Consider the following 26,789-nt stretch of genomic DNA (forward strand, 5'->3'; position numbering starts at 1 on the left):
CAACTCAAGCGCTACCATCGGGCCCTGTAATTCTGGGTGCTTATGCACAGGGGAGCTTTATTGTGGCCCATACTCCCTCCGTCAAGCATTTGGCTGTATCGCATCCAACGGGAGTGGAGCTAAATATGCAGCGGCAAACCAATGGCTCACAGCCCTGGCATGCTTGGTACCGTTATCCACGTATTGGGCTGGCGCTAGTATACTACAACTACCATAACCCCGTCTTAGACCGCTCGTATGCGGCCACTGTGTATATCAGCAAAAGCCTGTTTCGGAAGCCACAGCAGGAGCTAAATTTCCGCTTGGGTACCGGACTGGCCTACTTCTCCAATCCGTTCGACCTGGATACAAACCATAAAAACAGTATTGTCAGCTCGCGGATTAGTGCCACGCTCCAAATGCGCTTCGACTATGACGTGGCGGTGACGGAGCACCTTGGGGTGCTGCTGGGCCTTGGGCTGAACCATTACTCCAATGGCGCGACCACCAAGCCAAATTTGGGCATCAACTTACCTACTATTTTTCTAGGCTTCAATTACCACCAGCAGCGCCCATTTGTGCCTTTGGTGGCTTCCCCCAGTGGCCTGCCCGCCGACCTAGGACGCAATTTCTTGAACCTGAGCACCAGTCTGGGCTTCAAACAGCTCAACCCCGCTAACAAGCAGAAGTACCTAGTGCAATCCGTTTCGGTGCTGGGAGGGCGGCGAGTGAGCCGCAAGAGCAACTTGCTGATAGGAGCAGAAGGGTTCTATGACCGGAGCTTGGTAGCGCAACTCCGTGATACTGCCCGGACCAGCGAAAAACTGCCTGACGTAAAAAAAGCTGGTGTACTCATAGGGCATGAGTTGCTGTTTGGACAGCTAGCGTTTGTTACGCACCTAGGTTTCTACCTCTACAATCCCTACAAATCCAACGACTTCTATTACGAGCGGCTTGGCTTGAAGTACCACTTCACCAACAACCTATTCGGGGCAATTGACTTGAAAGTACACCGCGGTTCCGCCGACGTGTTGGAGTTCAAAGCGGGTCTCAAATTATAGGTAGTCGAGACCAACATCTGTCTACACCGGAGAAGCACCTCCCGAAAACCTACTTATACAGGGCGCCATCGGCTGATTGCCGTTGAGCTCAATACGTTCTAGGGTAAGCTAGCTGGCTCGCCCTGATAGGGCGTTGGCCACCCCTTGGTTTATCCGTTTCACCAGCCCTGGGCCTTCGTAGATGAACCCGCTGTAAAGCTGCACCAGTGAGGCTCCTGCAGCTAGCTTTTCCTGGGCATCTTCAGGAGAGTGAATGCCACCGACCCCAATGATTGGTAGTGCACCACCAGAATGGCGGTGCAGGTACCGAATCACTTCGGTGGCGCGCTGGCGCAATGGCCGACCGCTAAGACCACCTGCTCCCAAGGCTGCTACGTGAGCCTCGCCCGTACGCAAACCCGCGCGGCTGATGGTTGTGTTAGTCGCTACGAGGCCGCTGAGCTTGGTTTCCCGTGCTATCAGCAGAATATCGTCGAGTTGGGAATCCGTCAGATCGGGCGCAATCTTAAGTAGCAAGGGGCGGGGCACCGGCAGCGACGCGTTGCGTTCCTGCACGGCTTGGAGTAGCTGGATAAGCGGCTCTCGTTCCTGTAATTCACGCAGGTTGGGGGTGTTCGGAGACGACACGTTCACTACGAAGTAATCAACCACTTCGTGCAGCGCTTCCACGCAGGCCACGTAATCGTCGGCCGCTTGGGCGTTGGGAGTGTTCTTGTTCTTCCCGATGTTGCCCCCGATGATAAGGTTTCGGTTGCGGCGCTGGCGCAAGCGGATAGCAGCAGCAACAGCACCACTGTTGTTGAACCCCATACGGTTCACTAGCGCCTCATCTTGCGGTAGCCGGAACAACCGCGGCTGTGGGTTGCCAGGCTGTGGCTGCGGCGTGACGGTGCCTATTTCCACAAAGCCAAACCCCAATGCCGATAGCTCGTCCGTTAGCTCGGCGTTCTTGTCGAAGCCGGCCGCCAACCCTACTGGGTTTCGGAAGCGCAAGCCAAATACCTCCCGTTCCAAATCTGGATGTTGAAAGTCGTAGAGCTGGCGCAGCAATGCAGCCGTACCCGGCAGGCGGTGGGCCCGCTTTAGGTTATCGAAAACCAGATGATGGGCTTGCTCGGCGTCAAGCTTAAAAAACAGCGGTTTGAGAAAAGCTTTGTACATGTCAGGCCCGAATGTATCCAGATTGCAAAGCTCTTACTTATTCTGGAAGTATAGCACCCCAAGAAAGTTATTGCCGCATAGATTTATTTGTATGTATAGGTGGCTGACAGAGAGAACTATGTCTAAGAGTTTGGGAGTGATGTTGAATTAATATGTGCTTGAGATTTGGAGGTTGTAAAAGCGTTTCCTACTTTTGCCATCCCTTCCAGAAAATAGGTATCTGGGACAGGGAAACTGATTCTGTAGCTCAGCTGGTAGAGCAATACACTTTTAATGTATGGGTCCTGGGTTCGAATCCCAGCGGGATCACCAAAACCCTCCTTGCAAGCTGCGAGGAGGGTTTTTTGTTGCTAGTCAGCCGCAACTACGGGTGCTAGCCAGCCCAACCTTCACGGTCTAAGCTCCGATATTGAATGGCCTCAGCTAAATGCTCGATCTGAATATCCTGAGCGCCAGCCAAGTCAGCAATGGTGCGAGCCACTTTCAGAATGCGGTCATAAGCGCGGGCCGAAAGACCGAGCCGTTCCATAGCAGTTTTGAGCAACGCGCGGCCTGCCGGGTTGATCTGGCAGATGTCTTTCACCATCTGGGGCGGCATCATGGCGTTCGAGAAAATGTCAGGAACCTCAGCAAACCGTTTTGTCTGCACCGTCCGGGCTTTTTCCACGCGTTGCTGAATGTCGTGGCTGGTTTCCGACTTGCGCGTCTCCGTCATTTGGTCGAACGTGACGGGCGTTACTTCCACATGCAAGTCAATCCGGTCGAGGAGCGGGCCGCTTACTTTGTTGAGGTAGCGCTGCACTACCCCAGGACCACACACGCATTCCTTCTCGGGATGGTTGTAATAGCCACAAGGGCAGGGGTTCATGCTGGCAATGAGCATGAAGTTGGCAGGAAAGTCGATGCTGACCTTAGCCCGCGAAATAGTAACTCGGCGTTCCTCCAACGGCTGCCGCATTACTTCCAACACCGTCCGCTTGAACTCGGGCAGTTCGTCTAGAAACAGCACGCCGTTGTGCGCCAGCGAGATTTCACCAGGCTGCGGGTTGCTGCCTCCACCTACCAGCGCCACATCCGAAATAGTGTGGTGCGGCGCACGAAACGGCCGGTTGCCCAGTAAGGAAGCATTGCTACCCAACTTCCCTGCCACCGAATGAATTTTGGTGGTTTCCAACGCCTCCAACATATTTAAGGGAGGCAGAATAGTAGGCAGGCGCTTAGCCAACATAGTTTTGCCTGCGCCCGGTGGGCCGATCATGATGACGTTGTGGCCACCTGCAGCAGCTATTTCCAGCGCCCGTTTGATGTTTTCCTGGCCTTGCACATCAGCAAAGTCGGCGGCGTATTGGTTGGCTTCTTGCTGAAAAATGTCTCGGGTGTCCAGCACCGTCGGCTCGATGGCAAGGCGCCCCTCAAAGAAGTCAATAGCCTCCTGCATACTTTCGACGGCAATAATGTCGAGGTTATTGACAATGGCGGCCTCACGGGCGTTTTCCTTGGGTAAGATAAACCCCTTGAAGCCTTCCTTGCGGGCCTGAATGGCAATAGGCAATACGCCTCGAATCGGGCGGAGGGCGCCGTCCAATGCCAACTCTCCCATAATAATGTACTCGGATAGGCGCTCTGTATTGAGTTGCTGTGAACCGTGCAGAATGCCTAACGCAATAGGCAAATCATAGCTGGAACCTTCCTTACGAATATCGGCGGGAGCCATGTTTACTACCACCTTGGTGCGTGGCATGCGGTAGCCCCTACACTTCAGAGCGGCTTCAATCCGCTGTTGGCTTTCCTTGATAGCATTGTCGGGTAGCCCAACTACATAGAAATTGGTGCCCTGCGAAACGACTACTTCGATAGTGATGGTATAAGCATTAACACCTTGTACGGCGGAGCCGAAGGTTTTTGTAAGCATAAAGCAGTAACGTAAATGGAATAGAATTTAACGAAGATACTAGAAATAGTGTGTGAGCTTGTAGTGTATAGGTAGTCATAGCGTATAAACACTACATAAACACCTCGCCCAACGCTAACTGCTTTGAAGTGCAGCTACCATTGGGCGAGGTTCTTAGTGGTTTCGAGGTAGCCATAAAGCAGCAAACCCTGGAACCTGAAGTAGGATACAACCGCTAGAAGGCGGATAGCAAGACAAGCAAATTGCTAGCAGTGCGCCATCTGAACAAGGACAGCAGCATAGCGCACTATACTACGTGCTACCTATACCAGCGGCGCATTGTCGCGGTCGGAGGTGAGCGGGCGGGCGGGTGGTACGGGGGTAGGAGGGGTATAGCCCTCAGGGTGCACCGTGGTACCAGTGCGGGGGGCTCCTATACCGGCGCTGCTAGTGGTGCGTTGCTCTAATTGCTGATCGTATAGGCGGGCTTTGAGTTCGTTGATCTTGCCTTCTCGCGAAGCTACATCACGGCGCAAGAGCACACTGTCTAGGTTTTCAGTGATGAGCTGCAAGGTCAATAATACAGCACCAGCCAGAAACAAGCCAAAGTAGAAGTTGGTAGGATTGCTACCAGCCGTCACCGATATCAGACTGTCGCGCGAACCAGGACTCAAGATGATCAGCAGCGCGAGCAGCAGATATACCATGACGAGAACAGTAACTAAGCGTTTCAGAGCGAGCATAAGATGAAAATGCTAAAGTGAGAGAGCGATGCCCGTCGTACGCAAAAAGGTGGGGGGCGGGTTAAATATAGGCTTTCGCTGATTGTAATTCTCTGGTACGGTCGAGCTTTGCTGCAAGCGCACTCTGTACCGGCCTGCGGTTATGGAGCTGTGGCAGTGGAGCGAACAGAGTCTAGGCGTAGAGTAGTTGTCCGTAGTTTTTGCAGTTCAATAGGAAACAAACCGCTTGTAGGCTGTTGCCGGAGTGAGTCTAACAGATGGCTGGCCGCGGTGGTGTCTTGCCGGTCGAGCAAGCTATTGGCTCGTAACAGCTGGTTGTCGTAGGCGTGGCTGGCCGCTATTTTGCGTTGCAAAGCGGCTTCGGCTACTTGCTGAGGCGTAGGGCCCTGCAACCGCCGATACGTGCGCCACAACCAGTTGCCTGCTTGTATCGCGAAGAGCACAGCAAGCAGCGTGGCTACCCAGCGGCGGGTGTTGTTAGCGGGTTCTGCCATGCACAAACAAGTGTTTAGTGTTGCGCCCCCATAGTGTCGGCCAGTAAAGTGGAATCAGCTACCACTACGGGCCCTGAATTGCCTGCTTGGGAAGCGCGTATTTGTTCTTCCAAATTCTTGGAACGCGCATTCAGTTGTTCCATACGCGTTTTCGCGCTAGGATTCTCGTCGTGGCGCTTGATTTTGTAGCCTATCCGCACACCAAGCACTAGCAATGCCAGCAACCAGAACCAGGGCGCTCGGTACCAAGGAGTTTTAGGAGTTGAGGTCGTAGTTGTCATAGGTACAGCGCAATAGGTTAGCAACAAGAAATACAGACTGCATCTAAATAGGCTGAGGATACAGCTGCATAGCTGGCGTTGTGCTACTACGGTTCAGCAGGGCGCGTGCCTGTACCTTATACCAAAGCCGCGTTGGTTGCTTGAAGCTGGCTTAAACGCTGGTAGAGTCCGCCAGGACGCCGTAAAAGCTCGTCGTGGGTGCCACGCTCGGCAATGCGTCCTTGATGGAGCACAATGATTTCATCGGCGTGCTGCACAGTGCTTAATCGGTGCGCAATAACCAAGGAGGTCCGATGCTGCATCAGGCGTGTTAAGGCTTCCTGCACTAGTTTCTCACTTTCGGTATCCAAGGCCGAGGTAGCTTCGTCGAGGATAAGAATGGGCGGGTTGCGTAGGATGGCTCGGGCAATGCTCAGGCGCTGCCGTTGCCCTCCTGATAACCGGCCGCCCCGGTCACCAATCATGGTCTGATAGCCGTCGGGAGTTGCTAGAATGAACTCGTGCGCATTGGCAATACGAGCGGCCTCTATGACCTGCTCTTCCGTAGCCTCGGTATTGAAGCGAATATTGTTGTAGATGGTATCGTTGAAGAGGATGCTTTCCTGCGTCACGATGCCCATTTGGTTTCGTACCGAATGCACGGTACAGTCGCGCACATCGTGGCCATCCACTAGGATCTGGCCACCCGTAGGGTCGTAGAAACGGGGTAGCAGATCAGCCAAGGTGCTTTTGCCCGAACCGGAAGGCCCAACCAGCGCCACCGTTTTTCCTTTCTCGATGGTCAGATTAATGTCTTGCAATACGGGAGCGTCGCCGTACGCAAACTGCAGGCTCCGTAATTCTATTTGATGCTTGAAAGGGGGCAGCACTTCTGCACCAGGCTTATCCCGAATGGCGGGCTGCGTGTCGATAATGTTCAGTACTCTTTCGCCAGCTACTAAGCCGCGCTGGATATTGCCAAACGACGACGATAATGCTTTGGCTGGTGTGAGCACCTGTGAGAAGAGAATAACGTAACCAATAAAGGTTTCACCATCTAAGCTAGACTGCCCCCCGAGCACCAGAGTGCCGCCGTAATAGAGCAGGCCTACTACCACTAGCACGCCAGCAAATTCCGAGAAGGGGGAAGCCAAGTCACGGGTATTATCAATGGCGCGCGACGTACGAGCATACTGCTCGTTCTGGCTCTCGAACTTGCCTTTGATGTACTCCTGGGCGTTGAAGGCCTTAATGACCCGAATGCCACCCAGCGTCTCGTCAATTACGGAAAGCATGGTGCCGAGCGTGCTTTGGCTTTGCTTAGCTTGGTTGCGCAGGCGCTTAGCCACTCCCGCAATCAGGCCACCAGAAATCGGCAGTAGGATGAGCGCAAAAAGCGTGAGCGGAACCGATATGTAGAACAGAACCGAAAAGTAAGCCACAATCTTGAGCGGCTCTTGAATAACGGCCGTCATGGTATTAACCACTGAAGTTTCCACCTCCTGCACGTCGGATGTGAAGCGCGACATCAAGTCACCTTTTCGCTCGCCCCCAAAAAAGCCTAGTTGCAGCCCAATGATGTGGTGGTATAAGTCGCGGCGCAAATTGCGGATAACGCGGGCCCGCACTGTGGCTAGCAGCCGTAGGCCCAAGTAGCGAAATAGATTACTCAGGAGCACTGATAGCACTACCACCGCGCACACAAACGTGAGGGCGCCCATCTCGCCATACGCGGCCAAGGCATCGGCGAAGTAATAGTTGAAGGTGTCTTTCACCCAACTGATGCCGAAGTGAAAAGCAGGAAGCTGAGTTGGGGCTTTCAGGGCTACTGCATTGGTCTTCTCGAATAGAACAGACAGCAGCGGAATAACTAGCGTAAAATTGGCCAAGCCAAAAACGGTGCCCGATACCGTGTACAGTAAGTACTGTGGCAGAAAATTAGCCAGCGGCCGGGCGTATTGCAGAATGCGCAGGTAGGTCTTCATTGGAAGCGGTAAAGGTAAGGCATTCCAATTGGTCGGTTCAGGTGGTTCCCAAACGAAGCCCGTAGGCTTACTCGGCCTTGAAAACAGCTACTACTTCAATCTGCCCCATAATGTGGCGGTTGAAGTCGGCTAATTCTTCGGCTGGCACCCATAACTCCTCGTGCTCCTGGTTGCCTACATTTTGCACCGGGAACGAAGCCGCGTACTCGGCTTCCACCGCAAAGCGCAGTACATAGCCAACGCCATAGTAAGGCACATTCCAGTCGCGCGCAATCTGGGCGGCATATTGCTCGTTCAGCACCGGATAAAAAATGGGCTGCTCCGGTAAGCGCGGCGGAAACTCCAGCCAACCCGAAGCGGCTATCAAATCCAGTTCCTGCTGATTAACGGGCCGGTACAGCAGCAACGCTTCGGGTTCGTGGCGCATGGGACGAGTGATAATTGCTAATAGATGATTATTAAGCGGTAACTGTATGACTGATAAAGGCTTTCAGCTTTGGGGATAGCAACACTGAATCAGCACTTGACAGGCGCCAATTAAAACTCGTGTAGGCGCTGCGCAATATTCCAGCGCAATGCCACCGAAGGGTACACGGTGTTTTGGGTAGCCAAATCGGTGTAGGACTGGCGGCGCACGATCAGCTTTGCATCCAGCCACAGGTTGTGCCGCGGCTGGTAGGTGGCAGTAAGGTCGGTGTGCACCAAGCGCGTTCGATTGCCTTGGCCGGTGCTATTGCCGTACTCGCTTACGCGAGGATCATAGGGCAGTAGCACGTTGCCGCCGTAGTTGACAATAGAGCCGTCGTCGTTGGTTCGGTCTAGGCCCTGCACGGTGTAAAACAGCTTGCCTACAAGCTGCAAGCGTGGAATAGGCTGGTAGCTCAGGATGCCCAGCAACTCATAAATGTTAGCACCCATCGGGTGAGCGAGGGGCTGCTGGTAGTGCTGGTAATTCGTGTAGCTGTCTTCGTGCTGATACGTGAAGGGGCGGATATAATTGAACTCCACCTGCGCGTCGAGCGTCCGAATACCAGCCACATCCACATACTTGGCGCCCAACTGGAAAGCTTGTTTATTGGCCCACCACCCATCACGGGCACGTATCTCGCTCAGCTTAAACTCGTCCAGCATCAACTGCCCGTAAAGTTGTGCGGTACGTTTGAAATTCCACTTGAAGTCCAGTCCCAACACCGTGTTGTCAGCGGAGCCGACATGCTGCTCAACAGCACGATAGAAGATAAGCGGGTTCAAGTATTCCAGTTCGAAGCCACGGCGTTGGCTGCCGGGTATGTTCTGGCCTGTACTGTCTCTCCTAAAACTGCGGCCCCCTAGGATGGTGCTTTCAAATACGCCCACGTTGAAAGTAGGCGTCACATCGAAGCTAAGATGATGGAGCGCCATGTACTTCTTTCGGTACACTTCATCTATCGGGCTGCCGTTTCCGTCGTAGCTGCGGTCCGCAATCATTTCCGTGAACAGGTTCTGGTAGTTGAGCTTCCAGATGCGCGTGTTCAGCTTCAGAAAGAAATACGGGGCACTATAGTCGGAGAGGATGAGGGAGCGGTAGCCGTTGCCGATGAAGTTTCGGTCGTGGCCCAGCTGGGCGCTGATGTGCTTGGTGGCAGCGTACGTGATGTACCCACGAGCCGTAAAGAAGTCGTACTGGTTGCCGCCTACCGTTTTGAAATCCTTCCAATAGCCTTCGTGGGGCACTATTCTGTCGCGCCGCACCCGGTCCTGCACGTAAAGGGGTACTCCCTGTTGGTTGTCGGCGAGGAACGTGTAGAAGCCCAGCCGCTCGTCAATCGTCCCTTCCACCTGCACACCGCGCGTGTTCACATAGCGCAGCCCATCCGTCTCCGAGTCTTTACCCGCCGAAAGGCCCAGTACGGGGTTCACGCGCAAGGTAAAATCAGGAATACTAAGGCTATAGAGGTCAGATTGGCGCTGATAGAAGTTCTTGAGCAGCGGCCGACGTCCTTGGTTGTAAGCGGCGTTGGCTTGGTTGGTGAAGTTCCAGTTGTCGCGCAATAAGTACTCGGCGTTGAAACGGTCCTGCGCCGACAGATTGGCGCTATCGGCTAGCATCTGGTTGGCCAGCCGCACCACCGCAGAACGGGTGTAGGGGCGGACGGATGTGTGCAGGCTACTACCAACCGAGTCGCTGCCGTACTTAATGGCATACCGGTCGATGAGCCGATACACATCCGAGTCGAGGGATACCGTAACGGGTGCTGTGGGCACGTCGGCCGTTGGGATAGTGGGGGGAGGCACCGGCCCATCAAACTGAAACGACATACTCTGGCCAGCCACTTGGCTAGCTGATAAAGCGCAAAACGCTACAAAAAGAAGATGTTTTTTCATAAAAGCAGGGCGGCCTCCCAAAAACTAGCGCGCAGTTCAACAAACCTACGCACTTGCCGCAAGAGTAGGGCGCAACAACGTGGCTGTTTGCGTATTTGGTGTGCAACGGCCGCAAGAATCCTGCAAGTAAGAGGAAAGCCATTAAGCATGATAAGTGCCTTTCCCTCGGCTTATACAGCAGCAGATTGCTCTAAGGCAGGCTATTGGTAGCAATACCGCCCACACTGTCTTCTGGAGTGGCCTCCCCGACTACCTTTGTGCTGTGCCACTTCGTTTGCTCCGCCATTCTGAACTAGACCTTGCTGCCTGGGATGCCTGCGTGGAGCAGGCGCAGCAGGTGGTGCCTTACGCACAAAGCTGGTGGCTTCAAGCTACTGCTGGCCGCTGGGATGCGCTGGTGGAAATAGAGGCGGGCACTGGCCGGTATCTGTCGGTGGTGCCGCTGCCCGTCAAGTGGCGCCCATGGGGCCGGGAGGTACACCAGCCGCCTTTCACGCAGCAGCTAGGAGTGCTAACCGTTGCGGGAAGCACAGTGGAGAGTGCCATGCAGCACCTACTAGCCCTTCCAACCCGTTACGCCCACTTCTATACCCAACTCAACGACCAAACTGAGTTTCCTGCGGCTGCCTTACCGCTATCATGCCATTTGCGGCATACGTACCACTTGCCTCTAGATCGTTCTTACGCGGTGTTGCGAGCGGGATATTTCACTGATAATCGGCGCCGTTTGCGCCAGAATTCCGAGGCCGCAGTGCCCTTGGTTGTAGCGGCCACGCAGGAAATAGATTCCATGATGAAGCTGTTCCGGCAAACCAAGGGCGCGGCGGCGGGCCTGCGCTGGTATCACTATACGATGCTACGCCAACTGGTAGCCGCCGGGCAACAACGAGGGGAGGCCATGGAACTACTGGAGGTACGGGCGCCCGATACCGGCGAATTGCTAGCTGGCGCTTTTTTCGTGCGGTTTCGTACCAAGCTCGTGTACTTGTTTGCCGCCGCTTCCCCAGCCGGTAAGAAAGCCGGTGCCCCGGTGCTCTTGCTCGACCATGCCATCCAGCGCCACGCCAATACACCGGAACTCGTACTAGATTTCGAGGGCAGTATGATTCCATCTATTGCCCGTTTTTTCGCCAACTTCGGGGCCAAACCCGTAGCCTACGCGGCCCTTTCCTTCACTCAACGCCCCTGGTATCTGCAATGGACTCGCTAACTCCTGCCACCCCCGACCTACCCGCCACCGAGCCTGCGCGCGTGCACGTGGTATGCGCCGAACCCTCGGTTGCCAACCACTTCCTAGCTGAGCTGCGCGATGTGGAAGTGCAGCGCGACTCCCTGCGTTTCCGTCGTAACCTGCAGCGCCTCGGTGAAATAATGGCCTACCGCATTAGCGCGCACCTCAGCTACACCGACAAAACGGTGAAAACCCCTCTGGGGGAGTCCAGCAGCAAGCAACTCCATGACTTTCCAATTCTGGCCACGGTGCTTCGAGCGGGCCTGCCTTTTCACCAAGGCTTCCTAAATTACTTCGACCAGTCGCCTAGCGCGTTCGTGGCCGCTTACCGCATTGAGGGTACGGCCCAAGTGCAAGTGCAGGTAGACTACCTATCGGCGCCGCGGCTCGATGAGCGGGTATTGATTTTGGCTGATCCGATGCTGGCTTCCGGTAAGTCGCTGGTCCAAACATACCGGGCCATGCTGCGCTTCGGCACGCCTCGGCAAGTGCATATTGCCGCCGTTATTGCCAGCCCCGAAGGAGTAGCGCACGTTACCCGCGAAATTCCAGAGGCAACGCTTTGGGTAGCCGCCATCGACGAGAAGCTCAATGCGCAGGCGTATATAGTGCCCGGCCTCGGCGACGCCGGCGACTTATCGTACGGCAGCAAATTATAGGGTGAACGGCACGTGTAGAGCTGCGTATTGAACAGCCTGAAGTGGTATGGTAGCATACGCACAGAATACTTTGTAGCCTACTTGCTGTGCGCAGCAGACACAGTGCTTCTGAGCTGTATCAACTCGGTGTTACTTTTTGGAGTTGAACCAATAAGGTGCTTGTCTTCTTTGTAACTTCGGGTTCGGCTACTGCTCTTCTCCTTTTTACCCGCTGCACACCTCGTGTTAACTCATCTTTTCAAATACGCTTCCGTTTTCTTGCTGGGGATGGTCAAGTTTGTGGCAGCCCCAGTTGCGGGCATTGCCGCCGGGTTGTCGTTTCCTCTCATCTGGGCTCTGTCAGTGGCAGGCATGATGACCACGGTGGTGCTCGTTTCGGGAGTGGGCAAGATGTGGGCACTGCACCTGCGGCGCAAACGTGAAGAAAAAGGCAAACCTCTGTTCAGCCGAAAGAGCCGGCGCATTGTAGGCATTTTCCGCCGCTTCGGCATGGGCGGTATTGCGTTTCTAACGCCTATTCTGTTCAGCCCCATCGGGGGCACCGTCATTGCCACGCAGCTTCATGTTCCTCGCTGGCGCATTCTGTTACACATGCTTTGGAGCGCGGTGCTGTGGGGAGCGGCTTTTACCATGCTAGCCATACGCTTCAGCCACTTGGCTATTTTTCACCATTAAACCACGGATGTAGTGTAGACGAGGGTTTCGGATTATACGGATTTCGCGAACCATACAAAACGAGCAAGGCTTGCCAGATGGCAAGCCTTGCTCGTTTTGTATGTAGCTCCTAAGCCTAACATCTCCTATGCCATCCGTATAATCTGGAAAACCAGGCTACATCCGTGGTTTATTTGCGCTTGCCTTTCGAGCGGGCAATAGCCGCTTTCACTGCTTTTACCGCGGGTTTGGAAGCACTGCCTTTCGAAGGGCGGGCCTTGTTGCCTTTCTGGCTGCGGTTAGGACCTTCCACGTACGTGCGGCCAGTGCGCTTGTCAATCGTAACACCAGGCTTAACGTACTCCTTACGCTCGTGGAAAGCACCCTGGAAGTTCGGGTCTTCGCGGCGGCGGCGCTCGTCTTGCTCTCGGTTCATGCTTTGCTGCTCCTCGAACGGGGTTTCCGCTACTTCCACCTCGGCTGGAAACGGTACCAACGGAATAGGCTGCTTGATAAGCTCCTCGATGCGCGCTATGTGGTGCATTTCCGCTTCGTTGGCGAAAGTGATGGCCGCGCCCGTGTGCTTCGCCCGGCCCGTACGCCCAATCCGGTGCACATAGTCGTCGTAGATCAAAGGCACGTCGAAGTTGATAACGTGGCTTACTTCAGGCACATCAATGCCACGCGCCGCCACATCGGTAGCCACCAGAAAGCGTACTTCGCCCGCCTTAAAGGCTTCCATAGCATTGATGCGTGCATTCTGGCCCTTGTTGCCATGAATGGCGCGTACTTCGCCGGCTATCTTACGGCCCAAAAAATGCGCCACGTTCTCAGCGTGCATCTTGCTGCGCGTGAAAATCATAACTCGGTTGAAAGTGGCCTGGTCGCGGAGCAGGTACCCCAGCAAGTTGATCTTGGTTACGAGGTTGGGAACCTCGTACAGGCTCTGCACCACATTCTGAGCCGAAGTAGCCGATGGGGTTACTTCCACGCGCATCGGAAACTCCAGAAACTCCTCGCTCAGCGAGGTTACCTTGTCCGCCATGGTGGCGGAAAACAGTGCGTTTTGGCGCTTGCTCGGAATAATCTCCAGAATACGACGGATCTGCGGCATAAAGCCCATATCCATCATCTTGTCGGCCTCATCCAAAACCAGCGTTTTCAACTCCTTCAGCACCAAGTCGCCGCGCAGGTAGAGTTCCAGCAAGCGCCCGGGCGTAGCAATCAGGATGTCTACACCTTTGGCAATGGTTTCAATTTGGGTTTTAGGCCCCAGTCCGCCATAAATGGCAAAAATGCGCAGGTCGGTATAGGTGGCGAGACGCTTGAGGTGCGTCTCGATCTGCATGGCCAATTCACGAGTTGGAGCCAAAATCAGGGCCCGCGGATTGGTGCCTTGCGCGTACTTCACTTTCATGAGTAGGGGCAAGCCGAACGCGGCCGTTTTGCCGGTTCCGGTTTGCGCGATGCCTAGCACATCGTGGCCGGAGAGCAACAGCGGAATTGTTTGCACCTGCACGGGCGTCGGCTCCGTGAAGCCCGCCTCAGCCGCGGCCGTGAGTAATTGTTTATTGAGCTTGAAATCGGCGAAGGAGGCCGGTTGCGGCGTATCGGACATGACAAAGAGGGTATTACGAAACGCAAAGGTACGGAACCCCTAACGGCTGCGACACGAAAACTCGTTCCGTTAAGTGGTGCGCGACTACCTACGCGTTAGGCAGATAGGTGCCAAGGCACTAGCTTACGCAACAGATTATGCCACTCACTTGGATGTTGCAACTGTGGAGGTCCGACAAAAAAATCCTCATTAAACTTGCAAATTCAACTCCATGCGCTACTTTTGTGGCTCTATTACCAAACACGGTAGATATAGCTCAGCTGGTTAGAGCGTCGGATTGTGATTCCGAAGGTCGTGGGTTCGAGCCCCATTATTTACCCTCCCTAAAAGCCTCAAGCATTGTGCTTGAGGCTTTTTCTTTTTAGGTTAGCCGTTATTTGTCTGAGGGTTAAGAACCGAAACGGGCTGTTTCCAAACCCTCCGTTCAACAAAATTCAGTGTAGTGCGGAAGGATTTGGATATTTGTGACGTTGCAAGACAAATTCTCTGTTTGAATCATTCTTACCCCTTCTAAATATGAGCTTGGTCGTAATCGGCTCCGTAGCCTTCGATGCCCTAGAAACGCCGTTTGGCAAAACCGATAAGATTATCGGTGGTGCTGCCACATACATCACCCTCTCGGCCAGCTATTCGCTGAAGCCCGTAAAGCTGGTGGCCGTAGTAGGCGACGATTTCCCGCAATCCGATATTCTGTTGCTGGAAGAGCACGGGGTGGATACCGAAGGGTTGCAGATCAAAGAAGGGGAGAAGTCGTTCTTCTGGTCGGGCAAGTATTCCAACGACCTGAACTCGCGCGAGACGCTGGTAACCGAACTCAATGTACTAGCCAACTTCGACCCTGTTCTGCCCGACAGCTACCAGGATTGCAAGTATTTGATGCTGGGCAATCTGGCGCCGCAAGTACAGCGCCTCGTTATTCAGCGCCTAGTTAACCGTCCTAAGCTCATCGTGATGGACACCATGAACTTCTGGATGGATGTGGCACTAGATGAGCTAAAAACGACCATTGAAATGGTGGACGTGCTTAGCATCAACGACGAAGAGGCGCGCCAGCTTTCGGGGCAGCATTCGTTGGTAAAGGCCGCTAAAATCATCATGGGTATGGGTCCCAAGACGGTTATCATCAAGAAAGGAGAGCACGGCGCTTTGCTGTTTTGCAAAAACAAAGTGTTTTTCGCGCCAGCTCTTCCCCTGGAAGAAGTATTTGACCCCACCGGCGCCGGCGACACCTTCGCGGGGGGCTTCATCGGCTACCTCGCCGCCACCGACGATATTAGCTTCGAAAACATGAAACGCGCCGTAGTACACGGCTCGGCCATGGCTTCTTTCTGCGTCGAGAAGTTCGGTACGGAGCGTCTGTTGAATCTAACGGCTGAAGAAGTGGAGGCTAGGGAGCAGAAATTTGCTGATTTGGTGGCGGTTATGCCTGCCACGGCAACCCAAAACGCCTAGCCAAACAGGCGTATACTGAGGCGAACTTCACGAAGAAGCCGGTAAGAACTGCGAGGATATCTCCCGTTCTTACCGGCTTCTTCGTGAAGTCCGCCTTTATTATGTATAACCCTATGCCCGACAAAACGGTAAAAGAAACCATAAGGCAATCATCTCACCTTTAGCTTCTACCGTCATGTCTAAGCATAAAAAAGAAAACCCCGCCTCGAATCAAAAAGTTAACTCGCCTATGGGCCCAGATGCCCTAAACGGTATGCCTGCTTCCATGGATCCTAGCACAGAGGCAGATGCAAGTGGCGTTCAAAACTTGAATCAAAACCATATCACCGAAACCGGCAACCAAATCAAGAACAATACGCCGGGCGGTAATTTCAACGAGGTACGGAGCAGCCGTATCAACAAGCCTCGCAACAGCCCGAACCCTAGCCAGCAAAATCAGAAGTAGCGCTGGCCGCACAAAAAAAGCCCCGGATGAAGTTCATTCGGGGCTTTTTTTGTGCTCTGAATTCAACACGGGCATGCCGAACAGAATCTATGGTACCACCGTCAGGCGAACCACACGCGTATCGACGTCACCATGGTCAAAAAAGTCTTGCTCGAAGAGAATGGTCTTGTTGTCGAGCCAGCGCGGTTGGTTGCATCCCCATTCGGTTTGACGTTCCCACAGCAGCCGAACATTGCCATCCTCCACGGTCCAGAGTTGTAAGCCATTGGGTTCGTAGCGAGCCAGTACATCGGAGTTGCCACACACAAAGTGGCGTCCATCGGGAGAAACGGCCGGCGGACTCCATATGCGGGTACGTCGGCCTGTGCGTTGGTCGACCAACAAATAGTATCCTCCTTCATAAAGCCGCACGGCCACCAGCCATTGTCGGATAGCAGGTATCGACGTGATATACTCGTAGGCCGTGTTGGTTTCGTCTTCCGCTGGGTTATTGACAAGCCGAATTGGTTTAGTCCGTGAGGGCTGCAGCCAGAGTGTGCGGCTCGTGCGTCGTACCAACGGACCCGCCGTGCGCAGGCGCATGCGTTCCTCGGCTTCAAAGTCGAACGATTCTTCTTCTTCGGCTGAAGAAGGCACTACCGGAAGTTTGAGAGGCTTTGGTAGTTTTTCATACACCCCCCGCGATGCATGATGAATAGGAAGCACGCGGCCTGCTACCTGCACCAGCGTATCCAAATGGCCAAGTCGGTAGATGCGCGGCGGCTTAGGTCGTGGCAACGGCGCAACTGGGGCCGTAGTAGATACGCCCGGCTGGCCCCGTTCTGCGGGGCCTCGGAAAGAACAAGCCAATAGGAGTATCGCCAACGGCAGCACTACTATCACCGCACGAAGCCGGAACATGGTATGAACTGAAAAACTGAACGCTCTACTTAAAAATCCTGCTTCAACCAACTCCGAAAGCTAGCCTGTTGCTCGGGAGTTGCCTCGGGTAACTTTTCAATGGTAATCTTCTGCCAGTATCGTTGCTCGGTTTGGCCGCTTAAAAGCACTGTTAGCAACCGGTTCTGGCGGAACACGCTGACTTCGTATTGCTGATCTTCGCGGGTGGAAAGCAGGCTGTGCAAGTTCATATCAACTCGCCGGCCATTTACGGCCACTAGCTCGTCATCAACGGTGAGGGCTGCTGCTGCGGGTGAACCAGGTAAAATATCCGTGACTTCGGTGCGCTCATTCTTGACGGTTGTCCGAAAGCCAAATAGGCCTTCGGAAGCAGAAGTGTTTTCCTGAATTCGAAGCGTACAGCCCACAAAGCTCAACGCTTTGTCGAGAGGTTCTTCCAGAGACGCAACGCCATAGATGAACTTGTCGAAATAAGCCTGCATGTCGCGCCCGGCAACCTCGTTCACAATACGGATGTAGTCTTGCTCGGTATAGCCTACGCCAGTCTGGCCGAACTCTTCCCATAGCCGACGCATCACTTCGTCGAGGCTGCGGGCATGGTTGGAAAGGCGGCGCAAAGTGATGTCAAGCAGTAGAGCTACCAAGGCGCCTTTGTGGTACACCGATACTTTACGGTCGGGCACACCAGCTTTATAGCCGTCTAGCCACAGGTCCATGCTAGCATCGGCTAAAGAGAGGTTGAAGCGGCCATAGTCATCGTAATGCTTGCGCAGTACGGTATTCAGTTCGGCAAAGTATTGAGCTGCAGTACGAACCCCGGCTCGTGCTAATAGATACTCACCGTAGTACGTGGTAATACCTTCCGCAATAAAGCAGGTGCGGAAGTAGTTCTCCTTGGAGTAGTCGTACGGCTGCATTTCCGCTGGCCGAATGCTCTTGATGTTCCAGGCATGAAACAACTCATGGCAACTAACCCCCAACAGCTCCTTGTATAACCCCTCGGTCATCAGCAGCTCCGCTGGCCCAATCGTAATGACAGTGGAATTGAGGTGCTCTACGCCGTGGTAGTACTTGTAGGGCAAAACCTGATTCAGGAAGTGGTAGTCTTGCGCCGGAAATGAGCCAAACAGGGCCAATTGTTCTGCGCTGAATGCCCGAAAGTCAGCCACTAGCCGCGACCAGTCCACGGGGCACTCCCCTTGGATCCAGATGTAAAAGGGGAGGCCTTGCACCTCGTAGTTGCGGTATTGTAGGGTAGGGCTGGCAATAAGGGGTGAATCAGCTAGGTGGTCGAAGCTCTGCGCTTGCAGTGTGTTGGGTCCAGTTTGGGGAAGTCCGCAGGCAAGTTGCCAGCCTTCGGGCAACAGTAGCTGCACCTGGCACGGCTCCTGCTGGCGTCCCTCAATGTATAGGAAGCCCTGCACGGGGTTCAGGTAAAGTTGGGTTTCATCAAGCCATGACCCTCCCGCATCCATTTGGTGTGCGTAGAAGTTGTAATGCACTTGCACCGTCCGGCCTTGGGCGCCACTTACTTCCCACCGGTCTTTGGTGAGCTTACGGGTAGCCAGCAATTCTTGTGAGGATGCGTCGGTTACTTCTACTCGTTGGATTTTTTGAGCGAAGTTCTGTAGCTCGTAGCGTCCGGGCCGCCAGGCAGGCAATTGCAATTCCAACGGCTCTGTAGTGTCTTTCGACACCTCAAAGGTCATTTGCAGCTGCACATAAAAGGTAAGCGGGTTCTCGAACGAAACGTAATAGTGAATCATAGAAACGCGAAGCGGGTAGGCAGAAACCTGGTGTAAAGCTACGGCTATCCGACTGAAAAACGCGGATGAATAGCCGCCTTTGATACGGGAAAACAGCGGTTTCGATTAGGATAAATAGTCGAAAATCGGACAGTTCTCAGAAGTTGCAAACAGAAAAAAGTGACTGTGGCTTTGATGTTTCAAAGTCAAGCTCGTACCTTTGCCGGCCTTACCTGTCACTGAGTCACTACATATACCATGAAACGTACCTTCCAGCCTTCGCAGCGCAAACGCCGCAACAAGCATGGCTTCCGCTCCCGCATGGAAACCGCCAACGGCCGCAACGTGTTGGCCCGCCGCCGTGCCAAGGGCCGCAAGCGTCTAACCGTATCCGACGAAGGCCGTCACAAGCGCTAAGCGCCTGTGAGTAACCTGTTGCCGTCTGGTGTTTCGCCCCTGGGGTCGAAGCCAGAGGATAGGGTTCGTTCCTACTCGTTTTCAAAAGAAGAACACTTATGCCGCAAGAAGCTCATTGACGAGCTTTTCGGCCAGGGTTCTTCTTTTGGTTTATACCCATTGCGTTTGGTATGGCTGCCGGCTGCCGCGCCTACCGCTACGCCTCCACAAGTGCTGGTTAGCGTAAGCAAACGCAGCTTCAAGCGCGCTGTTGACCGAAATAACTTGAAGCGCCTCATGCGCGAAGCTTATCGGCTCAACAAGCACCACCTCACGGAGGCAGTAGATGGCCACCCCATTGGCTTGTTAGCAATTATCTACACCGGCAAAGAAAAAAAGCCTTTCGCGCTGGTTGAAAAAAAATTAATTTCAGGGCTGGAGCGTTTACTTACCGAACCCTTTGTCGCGCCCGCAACAAAGGACCGAAAAAAGCGTCCTTGAACTAGTTGCGGCTTCAGTGACTTCCGCGGCACCATTTCTCTTTGTTCTCTGGTTCCTGCCCCTTATTTAGGAGCCAAAGACGAGGTTCTACCAGCCTTCGTTTATGCGTAAAAAGTCTATTGTGGCCGGTTTCCTTCTGGGAGGAGCCACCCTATTATCCGTTGCCGCCACTTCAGCCGACAACGAGCGGTATTTCGAAATCGCAAAGAACCTCGACATATTCGCAACCCTTTTCAAGGAAGTCAATACGTACTACGTAGATGAGATACCGCCTGCCAAATTGGTAAAGACGGGCATCGACGCTATGTTGAAGTCGCTTGATCCGTATACCAATTATATTCCTGAAGATGATATCGAGGATTTCCGCACGCTCACTACAGGGCAGTATGGTGGTATTGGGGCGGTAGTCATCAAGCGCGGCGGCAAAACAGTGGTGCAAGCCGCCTACGAAGGCTACCCCGCTCAAAAAGCTGGTTTGCTGCCCGGCGACGAAATCATGACAATCAACGGTGTCAACGTTGAAAAAAAGAACAACAGCGACATCAGCAAGCTGCTCAAAGGGCAAGCCAACTCGCTAGTGAAACTGATGGTAACGCGCTACGGCCAAGATGCGCCCGTGGAAATCAACATCACCCGCGACAAAATCCAGGTTGACAATGTGCCTTACTATGGCATGCTTACTACGGATATCGGGTACTTCCAATTAGCAGGCTTCACTGTTGATGCGGGCAAGGAGGTTCGGATGGCTCTCACCAAACTCAAAGAGCAGGGGGCGAAGAAAATAGTATTTGACATTCGCGACAATCCCGGCGGCTTGCTCAACGAGTCTGTCAATATTTCCAACCTGTTTGTAGATAAGGGCCTTGATATCGTAAGCACCAAGGGCAAAGTAACCGAGTGGAATAAAACGTATAAGGCCCTCGATGTGCCTTTTGATACGCAGATTCCGGTAGCCATCATCACGTCCAACCGCTCAGCGTCAGCTTCTGAAATCGTATCGGGTGTGCTGCAAGACTATGACCGGGCTGTAGTAATAGGGGAGCGGACGTTCGGCAAAGGCCTAGTGCAAGCAACGCGGCCCTTGAGTTATAACTCACAACTGAAAGTGACCACCGCGAAGTACTACATTCCAAGCGGCCGTTGCATCCAAGAAATTGACTACGCTCACCGCTCCGAGGATGGTACGCTTGGTAAGGTGCCCGATTCATTGCGCACTGCGTTCAAAACCCAAGCCGGCCGTACTGTGTACGATGGCGGTGGTGTGGCGCCTGATATAGAAGTGATGGACCGCGAAATTGCAGACATCACCCGCGTGTTGCTCCAAAAAAGCTACCTCTTCGACTATGCTACCCGCTACCGCGCTACGCACCCTACTATAGTGCCCGCTCGGCAGTTCAAGATCAATGACGCCGAGTATCAAAAATTCGTGGATTACCTGAAAGGCAAAGACATCAGCTACAGCACCGATGCTGAAAAGTCATTGGCTGACCTCACCAAAAAGGTGAAGGACGAAAAGCACTATGACGACGTAAAAGCTGAATTGGAGGCAATGCGCCGCAAGGTATCCACCAACAAGAGCAACGACTTAACGCGTTTCAAGCCGGAAATAAAGGATCTGTTGGAGCAGGAGATTATATCGCGGTACTACTTCCAGAAAGGCCAGATAGAAGCCACCTTCGATGATGATCCTAACATCTTGATGGCAATGAATGTCCTCAACGATCCTAACCGGTATGCTGCTCTGCTGCGCCCGAGTGGCCGAGCTGCCAGCAGCACCAAGGGCGCCGGTACGTCGAAGTAGAGGCTACGTTTACATAAAACAAGAAAGCCGCTCATATTGGGGCGGCTTTCTTGTTTTATATATGAATGACTTTGTGCTGCGGGCAAAATACTGGCAGGTATTCTTGTGCTTGTTGGCTCCGCGTTTTGCTTCTTGGTTCGTAACCGATAACGATGTTGACACTGCTTTGACATTTAGCAGTGTCTTGATAATGTTGCTTTGGCTAACCCTGCTTGTGAGTGCATTAAGTCGAATGCAATATGACATTCGAGGTTGCAATTACAAGTTCTTGTTGATCAATGTATTCCTGGTTTCAATTGCTTTCGGCTACAGCGCTGTAGCCGATGATCCTGACTTCCAGTTGTCCTCTAGCAGCTTTAAAGCTTCTGGTATAGGCTCCTTAATCATTCTTTACATTTTGTTTGCTTATATGCATGCTCATTGGTTTCCAGCTTCGTTGCTTGTTGCGAAGGAAACCGGGAACCGGCCAGACGTGAGCCAAGTTGTAGTCCCTTTTTTAGCATTATTTTTCTGGCCAATTGGTATTTGGTTTGTTCAGCCTAGGGTGAATAAGCTATGGAACGATAAACAATGGGAAAAGCAAGCAATAACTAGATTAGGTTCTCAGGATACCATAGACGAGAATGACAGTAGTGGGTAACGTAACTTTGCTCCATGCCTAGCCTGATCCTCTCCCTAGAAACCTCTTCCTCTGTTTGCTCCGTAGCCTTGCATCAGCTAGCGGATGGCAATTTAGTAGGCCAGACAGAGCTACGATTGGAGAAGTCGCATTCCTCCCACTTGAGCGTATTGATTAGTCAGTTGCTTGAAAACAGCCAGCATAACTTGCAGGACGTCGCTGCTGTGGCGGTTTCCGACGGACCAGGTTCTTACACAGGACTGCGCATTGGAGCAGCAGCTGCCAAAGGGCTCTGCTATGCGTTGGATATTCCGTTGGTAGCCATAAGTACCTTGCAGGCGTTGGCGCGGCAGGTAGCTGTTAGCACTGCGTATTCCGAAAACACATTGTTTTGCCCCATGCTCGATGCTCGTCGGATGGAAGTGTACGCCGCTGTGTACACTCACGACGGACAGCAGGTAGTAGCCCCCACGCCGTTGCTACTCGATTCCGACACCTTGGCCGAACAATTAGCCCACCATCGGGTGTTATGCTTTGGTAGCGGCGCATCGAAATTCCAACCATTGGTAGCCAACAATTCCAACGCTATGTTTCTGACAGGTATTGAGCCTTCAGCTATAGCCGTGGGGGCGCTGGGACTGGAAGCTTACCAACGCCAGGACTTTCGGGATGTGGCTTACTACGAGCCTTTTTACTTGAAAGAGGTGTACACTACCACACCCAAACCAAAGTAAGTTGTAGTTTCTGTTGGGCAGACCACAGAGGCTTCTTTGGTTGTTCATTTATATTCTCTTCTCTACAGATTCACCAAGCATGACTTGGCATCATTACATAGCATGGAAGACATACTTGTTAACCGCGTAGCGCAAAGCGCCCTCACCTCTCTGAATCTCGAGGAGCTTATTCACCCCGGTGAGCGGGTGGTGTATGATATCAAAGAAAATCTTTTTCATGGCTTGATGCTGCGCGAAAAGGATTTTCGTGAATTCATCAAAAGCCACGATTGGAGCCAATATGATGGCAAGAATGTGGCTATCGTATGCTCCGCTGACGCTATTGTGCCTACTTGGGCCTACATGCTGTTGGCTAGCAAACTTCAAAACCACGCTCACCGCTACGTATTTGGTAATTTTGAAGCACTAGAGCAAGAGTTGTTTCACGAAGCCATTGCTGCTATAAACGCCGAAGACTATCGGGAAGCGAAAGTGGTAGTGAAAGGGTGTGGCGAAAAGCCAGTACCTACGTATGCGTATGTGGCCATCATGCAGAAGTTGCTGCCAGTCACATCCAGCATTATGTATGGCGAACCGTGCAGTACAGTGCCGCTCTACAAGCGTCCTAAAGCAGTTTAGCAGCGCCTGCTTACCTATCCCGTATCCTTTTTTAGCAAGCCTCTCTTGCCTGTTTTAGGCAGGAGAGGCTTGTTGCCTTACTAAGGGTGTTTGGTGTATGATTGAATCCCACGGATACAGTCAGCACAACTTTGCATCTTTAGCCCCTCAATCTGCTTTTCATGCCCCCTACTGCCAGCTATAAAATTAGCCCTATTACTGGTGTTGCCATTGTTGTAGCCAATATGGTAGGGACGGGAGTTTTCACCAGCCTAGGCTTTCAAGTAGTAGATATTCAAAGCGGATTTACGCTGTTAATGCTCTGGGCGGTTGGCGGACTGATTGCCTTGTGTGGGGCCTTAAGCTACGGAGAGCTAGCAGCCGCCATGCCCCGTTCGGGTGGGGAGTACCACTTCCTCTCCCGTATCTATCACCCAGCGGTAGGTTTTCTCTCAGGGTGGGTCTCGGCTACGGTAGGTTTTGCTGCTCCCACAGCACTTGCGGCTATGGCTCTCGGCAAGTACGCCAAAAGCGTATGGCCAGCCTTGCAGCCAGAATGGCTGTCAATAGGAGTGGTGGTGGCTTTCACGGCTGTGCATGCTACAAGTCGGCAGGCAGGCAGCCGACTGCAGGTAGCCGTTACGGCTATCAAAGTTGTAGTGCTGGTTGTCTTCATCGGGGTCGGGTTGCTGGCTGCTTCTCCGCAGTCTATTCCGTTTGCACCCACTGCCAGTAGTTGGCAAGAACTATTGAGCCCAGCTTTTGCGGTTTCGTTGGTATATGTTTCCTACGCCTATTCTGGCTGGAACGCCGCAGTGTACATGACCGGTGAAGTGGATGCACCACAACGTAACCTGCCCCGCATCCTCATCATCGGAACTGCCGCCGTACTCTTATTATACATCGGGTTGAATTTCGTGTTTCTGTACTCCACTCCCCTCAACAAACTGAAGGGACAAGTGGAAGTAGGGTTTGTGGCTGCAACGGAACTCTTCGGCCCGATAGGAGGGAGGCTGATGGGCGGTATTATTTCTGTGCTGCTGTTGTCCACTATCAGTTCTATGATTTTTGCTGGCCCCCGGGTCGTGCAAGTAATGGGCGAAGATTTGCCTACCCTAGGTGGGTTGGCGAAGCTCAGCAAAAACGACATTCCTGTGCGAGCCACGCTGTTTCAAACCGCTTTAACACTGTTTTTCATTGTTACTGCCACGTTCGACCAGGTGCTGCTATATGCAGGCTTTGTGCTGAGCTTGTTCACGTTCCTGACAGTGTTGGGCCTTTTTATATTGCGTCTGCGTCAGCCAGAACTCCCCCGGCCTTACCGAGCGTGGGGTTACCCAGTTACTCCGCTAATCTTCCTGCTGCTGAACGCCTGGACTCTCTGGTTCATCGTTCATGACAAGCCAATGGAATCACTGTATGGGTTGCTGACCGTGCTGGTGGGCTTGGGGGTGTACTTTATAAGCCGGCGTCAAGAAGTGGCGTAGCGAAAACTGTTGCTCGGGCATCTCCTTGTGAAAGGAACGCACAAAGCATAAGAGCAGCGCTGTAGTGAAATGCTTTATCCAAGCAGGAATGAAGGCAATTAGGGCTCTCACCTCTCTTCTTGATCTGATATCTCAATTCGGCCTCAGTCACTATTAAGTATTTTCGCCTCTCATCAACGTCTTTTCCAATGCGCTTCCCGGTTTGTAGCCTCGTTCTGTCGGCCGCTTTTCTAGTATTCACGGCTTGTACTGAACAAAAAAAACCTGAAACCAAAGAGTACCAAGCCACAGCACCTTCTGAGCCGTCTGATACGGTTGCGGCTGCTCCACCCGCTCCAGCGCGCCCTGATACAGCGTATGCGCAAGATGTAGCTGCTTATCTTGCTGGCCAGACTGTGAGCGGTAAAAGCACGTTGAAGCCGCTCACGGCGCAGCCCGCCTGGCAAGCTTTTGCAGCCGAAGCCAACAAAAGCTGGACAACGTATCATACCACACGCACCAGCAAGATTGAAGAGTGGGCTGCCACCGAACTTGATTCTGTTCGTGCCAGCAGCCCTACCGTCTTTTATCCGTTTAGCGGCCCCGACTTGCTGAACGTTGTGACCATGTTCCCGGATAGCAAAACGTATGTGCTGCTAGGCTTAGAACCAGTAGGCTCGATACCACAACGTAGCACGCTCGAAGACCCTAATTTATTCCCGGCAGTAAAAGCATCACTTTGGTCGGTGCTCAACTTCAGCTTCTTTCGCACCAATGACATGGCCGTGGAACTGAAGTCAGCTGCAGCAGCGAGCAAGCAAGTCAAAGCGCAGCCCGGCGACACGCTAGTAAAGGCCAGAAAGGTCCCAAAGTTAGATGGAGTGTTGCCCCTGATTTTACTTTTCGCAGCCCGTACCGACCACCAAGTGCAGACAGTGCGCTATGTCCAGCTTGATAAACAAGGACAACTCATCGATGCCGACAGTGCTGTTGTGCAGAAGCCAAGCCCCAAAGTTGTTCCTGGTGTCGAAATAACTATGGTTAGCAAAGCAGGAAAAGAGCAGCGAGTGTATTACTTCTCAGCTGATATAAGCGACTGGAAAATGGGTTCTACCAATGATGCCGTTATCCAATACGCCCAAAGTCTTGGGGAACTGACCACCTATGTGAAGTCTGCCACCTACCTCATGCACAAGCCCTACTTCAGCAAAGTGCGCAACCTTATCTTGGAACGTAGTAACTATATTTTACAAGATGACTCGGGTATTGCTCTGAAGTATTTCCGCCCGGCCGATTGGCAGCTAACATACTATGGCACGTACAAGCGCCCTATCAATCTATTTGCTAAACACTATCAACCAGCTATGGCCACAGCCTACGCCGATACAGCTAATCGTTCACGCCCATTGCCATTCGGAACTGGCTATAACTGGCGTCAGAATGATTCCAATCTTCTGCTGGCACGTCGTCAAAAGCCATTGAGCTTGTAGGTGCGCTATCATTTTGTACCCACATATGAGCCGTACCCCATGGTTGCGGCTCTTTGTGTTAAGTAGTGTTTCACACTTCAAGCAGCAAGTGAGAGCATTAAGGAACTTTGCTGCAGTATGCCTTTGATACTGTCAGCATAACCTAGGTTCAGGTGGAGTTATCTTTCCTGTCTTTATTCGCCTGTACATGCCTCGCCAATTTCTACTTGCGCTTTTAATAGCACCTCTGCTAGTGCTAGTGATGTGGCCTACGTTGCCTAACAAAGCGCAAACGCTTGCGCCCCCTAAGCAAACTCTACAACAAACCAGACGCGTAGCCAACAGTCCTCTCCTCGATAGCCTGCTGCGCTCTGACAGCCGTTTGGCAACTGTCGTAAACCATGCTGCCAACTATGAACTACAGATTATCTACACTCAAATCATGCGAGATACGCTGGGACGGCCACATTTCACGCAGCATGACTTTCGGCTCGATGCCAGGCAGTATTTCAATCCGGCTAGCTTAGTCAAGCTTCCTGTTGCCGCTTTGGCACTAGAGAAACT

The 26,789-nt window shown here is 53.0% G+C and carries 26 protein-coding genes and 2 tRNA genes (1 of these 28 cut by a window edge); 17 read left to right on the forward strand and 11 right to left on the reverse strand.

What is annotated here, in order from left to right; all coding sequences use genetic code 11:
• Positions 1-89: 89 nt before the first annotated feature.
• Positions 90-1,040: an acyloxyacyl hydrolase gene (locus MTX78_RS02730; protein WP_243799695.1), complete on the forward strand. Its 951-nt coding sequence runs from the start codon at positions 90-92 to the stop codon at positions 1,038-1,040.
• 108 nt (positions 1,041-1,148) lie between these two features.
• Here the strand turns inward: MTX78_RS02730 and MTX78_RS02735 are convergent, their stop codons facing one another.
• The gene (locus tag MTX78_RS02735; RefSeq protein ID WP_243799697.1) at positions 1,149-2,201 is read right to left on the reverse strand and encodes a quinone-dependent dihydroorotate dehydrogenase; all 1,053 of its coding nucleotides are present in this window, start codon (positions 2,199-2,201) and stop codon (positions 1,149-1,151) included.
• A gap of 236 nt (positions 2,202-2,437) precedes the next feature.
• Between MTX78_RS02735 and MTX78_RS02740 the strand changes: the two genes are divergently transcribed.
• Positions 2,438-2,513, forward strand: a tRNA-Lys gene (locus MTX78_RS02740).
• A 61-nt stretch (positions 2,514-2,574) separates the two neighbouring features.
• Here MTX78_RS02740 and MTX78_RS02745 read toward each other — a convergent pair.
• The 7 genes from MTX78_RS02745 to MTX78_RS02775 all read right to left on the reverse strand — a co-directional run bounded on the left by MTX78_RS02745 (position 2,575) and on the right by MTX78_RS02775 (position 9,938).
• Complete coding sequence (locus tag MTX78_RS02745) at positions 2,575-4,113, reverse strand: YifB family Mg chelatase-like AAA ATPase (protein ID WP_243799699.1); 1,539 nt, start codon at positions 4,111-4,113, stop codon at positions 2,575-2,577.
• 302 nt (positions 4,114-4,415) lie between these two features.
• The gene (locus MTX78_RS02750) at positions 4,416-4,835 is read right to left on the reverse strand and encodes a hypothetical protein (RefSeq protein WP_243799701.1); all 420 of its coding nucleotides are present in this window, start codon (positions 4,833-4,835) and stop codon (positions 4,416-4,418) included.
• Between the two features lie 140 nt (positions 4,836-4,975).
• The gene (locus MTX78_RS02755) at positions 4,976-5,329 is read right to left on the reverse strand and encodes a hypothetical protein (RefSeq protein WP_243799703.1); all 354 of its coding nucleotides are present in this window, start codon (positions 5,327-5,329) and stop codon (positions 4,976-4,978) included.
• A gap of 14 nt (positions 5,330-5,343) precedes the next feature.
• Positions 5,344-5,610 carry a hypothetical protein gene (locus MTX78_RS02760; protein WP_243799705.1) on the reverse strand — a complete coding sequence of 89 codons (267 nt, stop codon included), beginning with the start codon at positions 5,608-5,610 and terminating at the stop codon, positions 5,344-5,346.
• A 116-nt stretch (positions 5,611-5,726) separates the two neighbouring features.
• The gene (locus MTX78_RS02765) at positions 5,727-7,574 is read right to left on the reverse strand and encodes an ABC transporter ATP-binding protein (protein WP_243799707.1); all 1,848 of its coding nucleotides are present in this window, start codon (positions 7,572-7,574) and stop codon (positions 5,727-5,729) included.
• A gap of 67 nt (positions 7,575-7,641) precedes the next feature.
• A complete protein-coding gene (locus MTX78_RS02770; RefSeq protein ID WP_243799709.1) occupies positions 7,642-8,001 on the reverse strand; it encodes a hypothetical protein in 360 nt (119 codons plus the stop codon).
• Between the two features lie 110 nt (positions 8,002-8,111).
• A complete protein-coding gene (locus MTX78_RS02775; RefSeq protein WP_243799711.1) occupies positions 8,112-9,938 on the reverse strand; it encodes a hypothetical protein in 1,827 nt (608 codons plus the stop codon).
• A gap of 262 nt (positions 9,939-10,200) precedes the next feature.
• Here MTX78_RS02775 and MTX78_RS02780 point away from each other — a divergent pair, with 262 nt between their 5' ends.
• The 3 genes from MTX78_RS02780 (at position 10,201) to MTX78_RS02790 (ending at position 12,503) form a co-directional block, all read left to right on the forward strand.
• On the forward strand, positions 10,201-11,148 hold the full coding sequence (locus MTX78_RS02780) for a GNAT family N-acetyltransferase (protein ID WP_243799713.1): 948 nt from the start codon (positions 10,201-10,203) through the stop codon (positions 11,146-11,148).
• Positions 11,136-11,828 (forward strand): uracil phosphoribosyltransferase, encoded by a 693-nt coding sequence (upp, locus tag MTX78_RS02785; RefSeq protein WP_243799715.1) that lies wholly within the window; start codon positions 11,136-11,138, stop codon positions 11,826-11,828. The genes MTX78_RS02780 and upp overlap by 13 nt, the downstream gene beginning before the upstream one ends.
• A gap of 267 nt (positions 11,829-12,095) precedes the next feature.
• Positions 12,096-12,503: a hypothetical protein gene (locus MTX78_RS02790; protein WP_243799717.1), complete on the forward strand. Its 408-nt coding sequence runs from the start codon at positions 12,096-12,098 to the stop codon at positions 12,501-12,503.
• A gap of 169 nt (positions 12,504-12,672) precedes the next feature.
• Here the strand turns inward: MTX78_RS02790 and MTX78_RS02795 are convergent, their stop codons facing one another.
• The gene (locus tag MTX78_RS02795) at positions 12,673-14,100 is read right to left on the reverse strand and encodes a DEAD/DEAH box helicase (protein WP_243799719.1); all 1,428 of its coding nucleotides are present in this window, start codon (positions 14,098-14,100) and stop codon (positions 12,673-12,675) included.
• A gap of 245 nt (positions 14,101-14,345) precedes the next feature.
• Between MTX78_RS02795 and MTX78_RS02800 the strand changes: the two genes are divergently transcribed.
• From MTX78_RS02800 to MTX78_RS02810, 3 genes are all read left to right on the forward strand, one after another.
• A tRNA-His gene (locus MTX78_RS02800) sits at positions 14,346-14,419 on the forward strand.
• Positions 14,420-14,616: 197 nt separating this feature from the next.
• A complete protein-coding gene (locus MTX78_RS02805) occupies positions 14,617-15,552 on the forward strand; it encodes a PfkB family carbohydrate kinase (RefSeq protein ID WP_243799721.1) in 936 nt (311 codons plus the stop codon).
• 175 nt (positions 15,553-15,727) lie between these two features.
• Complete coding sequence (locus tag MTX78_RS02810; protein ID WP_243799722.1) at positions 15,728-15,997, forward strand: hypothetical protein; 270 nt, start codon at positions 15,728-15,730, stop codon at positions 15,995-15,997.
• Between the two features lie 87 nt (positions 15,998-16,084).
• Here MTX78_RS02810 and MTX78_RS02815 read toward each other — a convergent pair whose 3' ends face one another.
• Together MTX78_RS02815 and MTX78_RS02820 are read right to left on the reverse strand one after the other, a co-directional pair.
• Entirely contained in the window at positions 16,085-16,897 is an 813-nt protein-coding gene (locus MTX78_RS02815; RefSeq protein ID WP_243799724.1) for a hypothetical protein, read from the reverse strand.
• A gap of 29 nt (positions 16,898-16,926) precedes the next feature.
• Complete coding sequence (locus MTX78_RS02820) at positions 16,927-18,663, reverse strand: M61 family metallopeptidase (protein ID WP_243799726.1); 1,737 nt, start codon at positions 18,661-18,663, stop codon at positions 16,927-16,929.
• A gap of 237 nt (positions 18,664-18,900) precedes the next feature.
• Here MTX78_RS02820 and rpmH point away from each other — a divergent pair, with 237 nt between their 5' ends.
• The 9 genes from rpmH to MTX78_RS02865 form a co-directional block, all read left to right on the forward strand.
• Complete coding sequence (rpmH, locus tag MTX78_RS02825) at positions 18,901-19,059, forward strand: 50S ribosomal protein L34 (protein WP_086596110.1); 159 nt, start codon at positions 18,901-18,903, stop codon at positions 19,057-19,059.
• Between the two features lie 6 nt (positions 19,060-19,065).
• Positions 19,066-19,539: a ribonuclease P protein component gene (rnpA, locus tag MTX78_RS02830; protein ID WP_243799728.1), complete on the forward strand. Its 474-nt coding sequence runs from the start codon at positions 19,066-19,068 to the stop codon at positions 19,537-19,539.
• Positions 19,540-19,642: 103 nt separating this feature from the next.
• Positions 19,643-21,340, forward strand: a complete 1,698-nt coding sequence (locus MTX78_RS02835; RefSeq protein ID WP_243799730.1) for a S41 family peptidase — start codon at positions 19,643-19,645, stop codon at positions 21,338-21,340.
• Between the two features lie 61 nt (positions 21,341-21,401).
• Positions 21,402-21,980, forward strand: a complete 579-nt coding sequence (locus tag MTX78_RS02840; protein ID WP_243799732.1) for a hypothetical protein — start codon at positions 21,402-21,404, stop codon at positions 21,978-21,980.
• 14 nt (positions 21,981-21,994) lie between these two features.
• Positions 21,995-22,693 carry a tRNA (adenosine(37)-N6)-threonylcarbamoyltransferase complex dimerization subunit type 1 TsaB gene (gene tsaB, locus MTX78_RS02845; protein ID WP_243799734.1) on the forward strand — a complete coding sequence of 233 codons (699 nt, stop codon included), beginning with the start codon at positions 21,995-21,997 and terminating at the stop codon, positions 22,691-22,693.
• Between the two features lie 102 nt (positions 22,694-22,795).
• Positions 22,796-23,311: a DUF2480 family protein gene (locus MTX78_RS02850; RefSeq protein ID WP_243799735.1), complete on the forward strand. Its 516-nt coding sequence runs from the start codon at positions 22,796-22,798 to the stop codon at positions 23,309-23,311.
• 161 nt (positions 23,312-23,472) lie between these two features.
• Complete coding sequence (locus tag MTX78_RS02855) at positions 23,473-24,777, forward strand: APC family permease (RefSeq protein WP_243799737.1); 1,305 nt, start codon at positions 23,473-23,475, stop codon at positions 24,775-24,777.
• 188 nt (positions 24,778-24,965) lie between these two features.
• Complete coding sequence (locus MTX78_RS02860; protein WP_243799738.1) at positions 24,966-26,246, forward strand: hypothetical protein; 1,281 nt, start codon at positions 24,966-24,968, stop codon at positions 26,244-26,246.
• Positions 26,247-26,487: 241 nt separating this feature from the next.
• Positions 26,488-26,789: the start of a serine hydrolase gene (locus MTX78_RS02865; RefSeq protein WP_243799740.1), read on the forward strand. 961 nt of this gene lie beyond the right edge of the window; only the first 302 of its 1,263 coding nucleotides appear in the window; the start codon lies at positions 26,488-26,490; its stop codon lies off the right edge, out of view.

Source organism: Hymenobacter tibetensis, from assembly GCF_022827545.1.
GTDB classification, from domain to species: domain Bacteria; phylum Bacteroidota; class Bacteroidia; order Cytophagales; family Hymenobacteraceae; genus Hymenobacter; species Hymenobacter tibetensis.

Coding starts and splice junctions, on each gene's coding strand:
- MTX78_RS02735 (WP_243799697.1), bottom strand. CDS start 2,201: ATGTACAAAGCTTTTCTCAAACCGCTGTTTTTTAAGCTTGACGCCGAG.
- MTX78_RS02745 (WP_243799699.1), bottom strand. CDS start 4,113: ATGCTTACAAAAACCTTCGGCTCCGCCGTACAAGGTGTTAATGCTTAT.
- MTX78_RS02750 (WP_243799701.1), bottom strand. CDS start 4,835: ATGCTCGCTCTGAAACGCTTAGTTACTGTTCTCGTCATGGTATATCTG.
- MTX78_RS02755 (WP_243799703.1), bottom strand. CDS start 5,329: ATGGCAGAACCCGCTAACAACACCCGCCGCTGGGTAGCCACGCTGCTT.
- MTX78_RS02760 (WP_243799705.1), bottom strand. CDS start 5,610: ATGACAACTACGACCTCAACTCCTAAAACTCCTTGGTACCGAGCGCCC.
- MTX78_RS02765 (WP_243799707.1), bottom strand. CDS start 7,574: ATGAAGACCTACCTGCGCATTCTGCAATACGCCCGGCCGCTGGCTAAT.
- MTX78_RS02770 (WP_243799709.1), bottom strand. CDS start 8,001: ATGCGCCACGAACCCGAAGCGTTGCTGCTGTACCGGCCCGTTAATCAG.
- MTX78_RS02775 (WP_243799711.1), bottom strand. CDS start 9,938: ATGAAAAAACATCTTCTTTTTGTAGCGTTTTGCGCTTTATCAGCTAGC.
- upp (WP_243799715.1), top strand. CDS start 11,136: ATGGACTCGCTAACTCCTGCCACCCCCGACCTACCCGCCACCGAGCCT.
- MTX78_RS02790 (WP_243799717.1), top strand. CDS start 12,096: ATGGTCAAGTTTGTGGCAGCCCCAGTTGCGGGCATTGCCGCCGGGTTG.
- MTX78_RS02795 (WP_243799719.1), bottom strand. CDS start 14,100: ATGTCCGATACGCCGCAACCGGCCTCCTTCGCCGATTTCAAGCTCAAT.
- MTX78_RS02805 (WP_243799721.1), top strand. CDS start 14,617: ATGAGCTTGGTCGTAATCGGCTCCGTAGCCTTCGATGCCCTAGAAACG.
- MTX78_RS02810 (WP_243799722.1), top strand. CDS start 15,728: ATGTCTAAGCATAAAAAAGAAAACCCCGCCTCGAATCAAAAAGTTAAC.
- MTX78_RS02815 (WP_243799724.1), bottom strand. CDS start 16,897: ATGTTCCGGCTTCGTGCGGTGATAGTAGTGCTGCCGTTGGCGATACTC.
- MTX78_RS02820 (WP_243799726.1), bottom strand. CDS start 18,663: ATGATTCACTATTACGTTTCGTTCGAGAACCCGCTTACCTTTTATGTG.
- rpmH (WP_086596110.1), top strand. CDS start 18,901: ATGAAACGTACCTTCCAGCCTTCGCAGCGCAAACGCCGCAACAAGCAT.
- MTX78_RS02835 (WP_243799730.1), top strand. CDS start 19,643: ATGCGTAAAAAGTCTATTGTGGCCGGTTTCCTTCTGGGAGGAGCCACC.
- MTX78_RS02840 (WP_243799732.1), top strand. CDS start 21,402: ATGAATGACTTTGTGCTGCGGGCAAAATACTGGCAGGTATTCTTGTGC.
- tsaB (WP_243799734.1), top strand. CDS start 21,995: ATGCCTAGCCTGATCCTCTCCCTAGAAACCTCTTCCTCTGTTTGCTCC.
- MTX78_RS02850 (WP_243799735.1), top strand. CDS start 22,796: ATGGAAGACATACTTGTTAACCGCGTAGCGCAAAGCGCCCTCACCTCT.
- MTX78_RS02855 (WP_243799737.1), top strand. CDS start 23,473: ATGCCCCCTACTGCCAGCTATAAAATTAGCCCTATTACTGGTGTTGCC.
- MTX78_RS02860 (WP_243799738.1), top strand. CDS start 24,966: ATGCGCTTCCCGGTTTGTAGCCTCGTTCTGTCGGCCGCTTTTCTAGTA.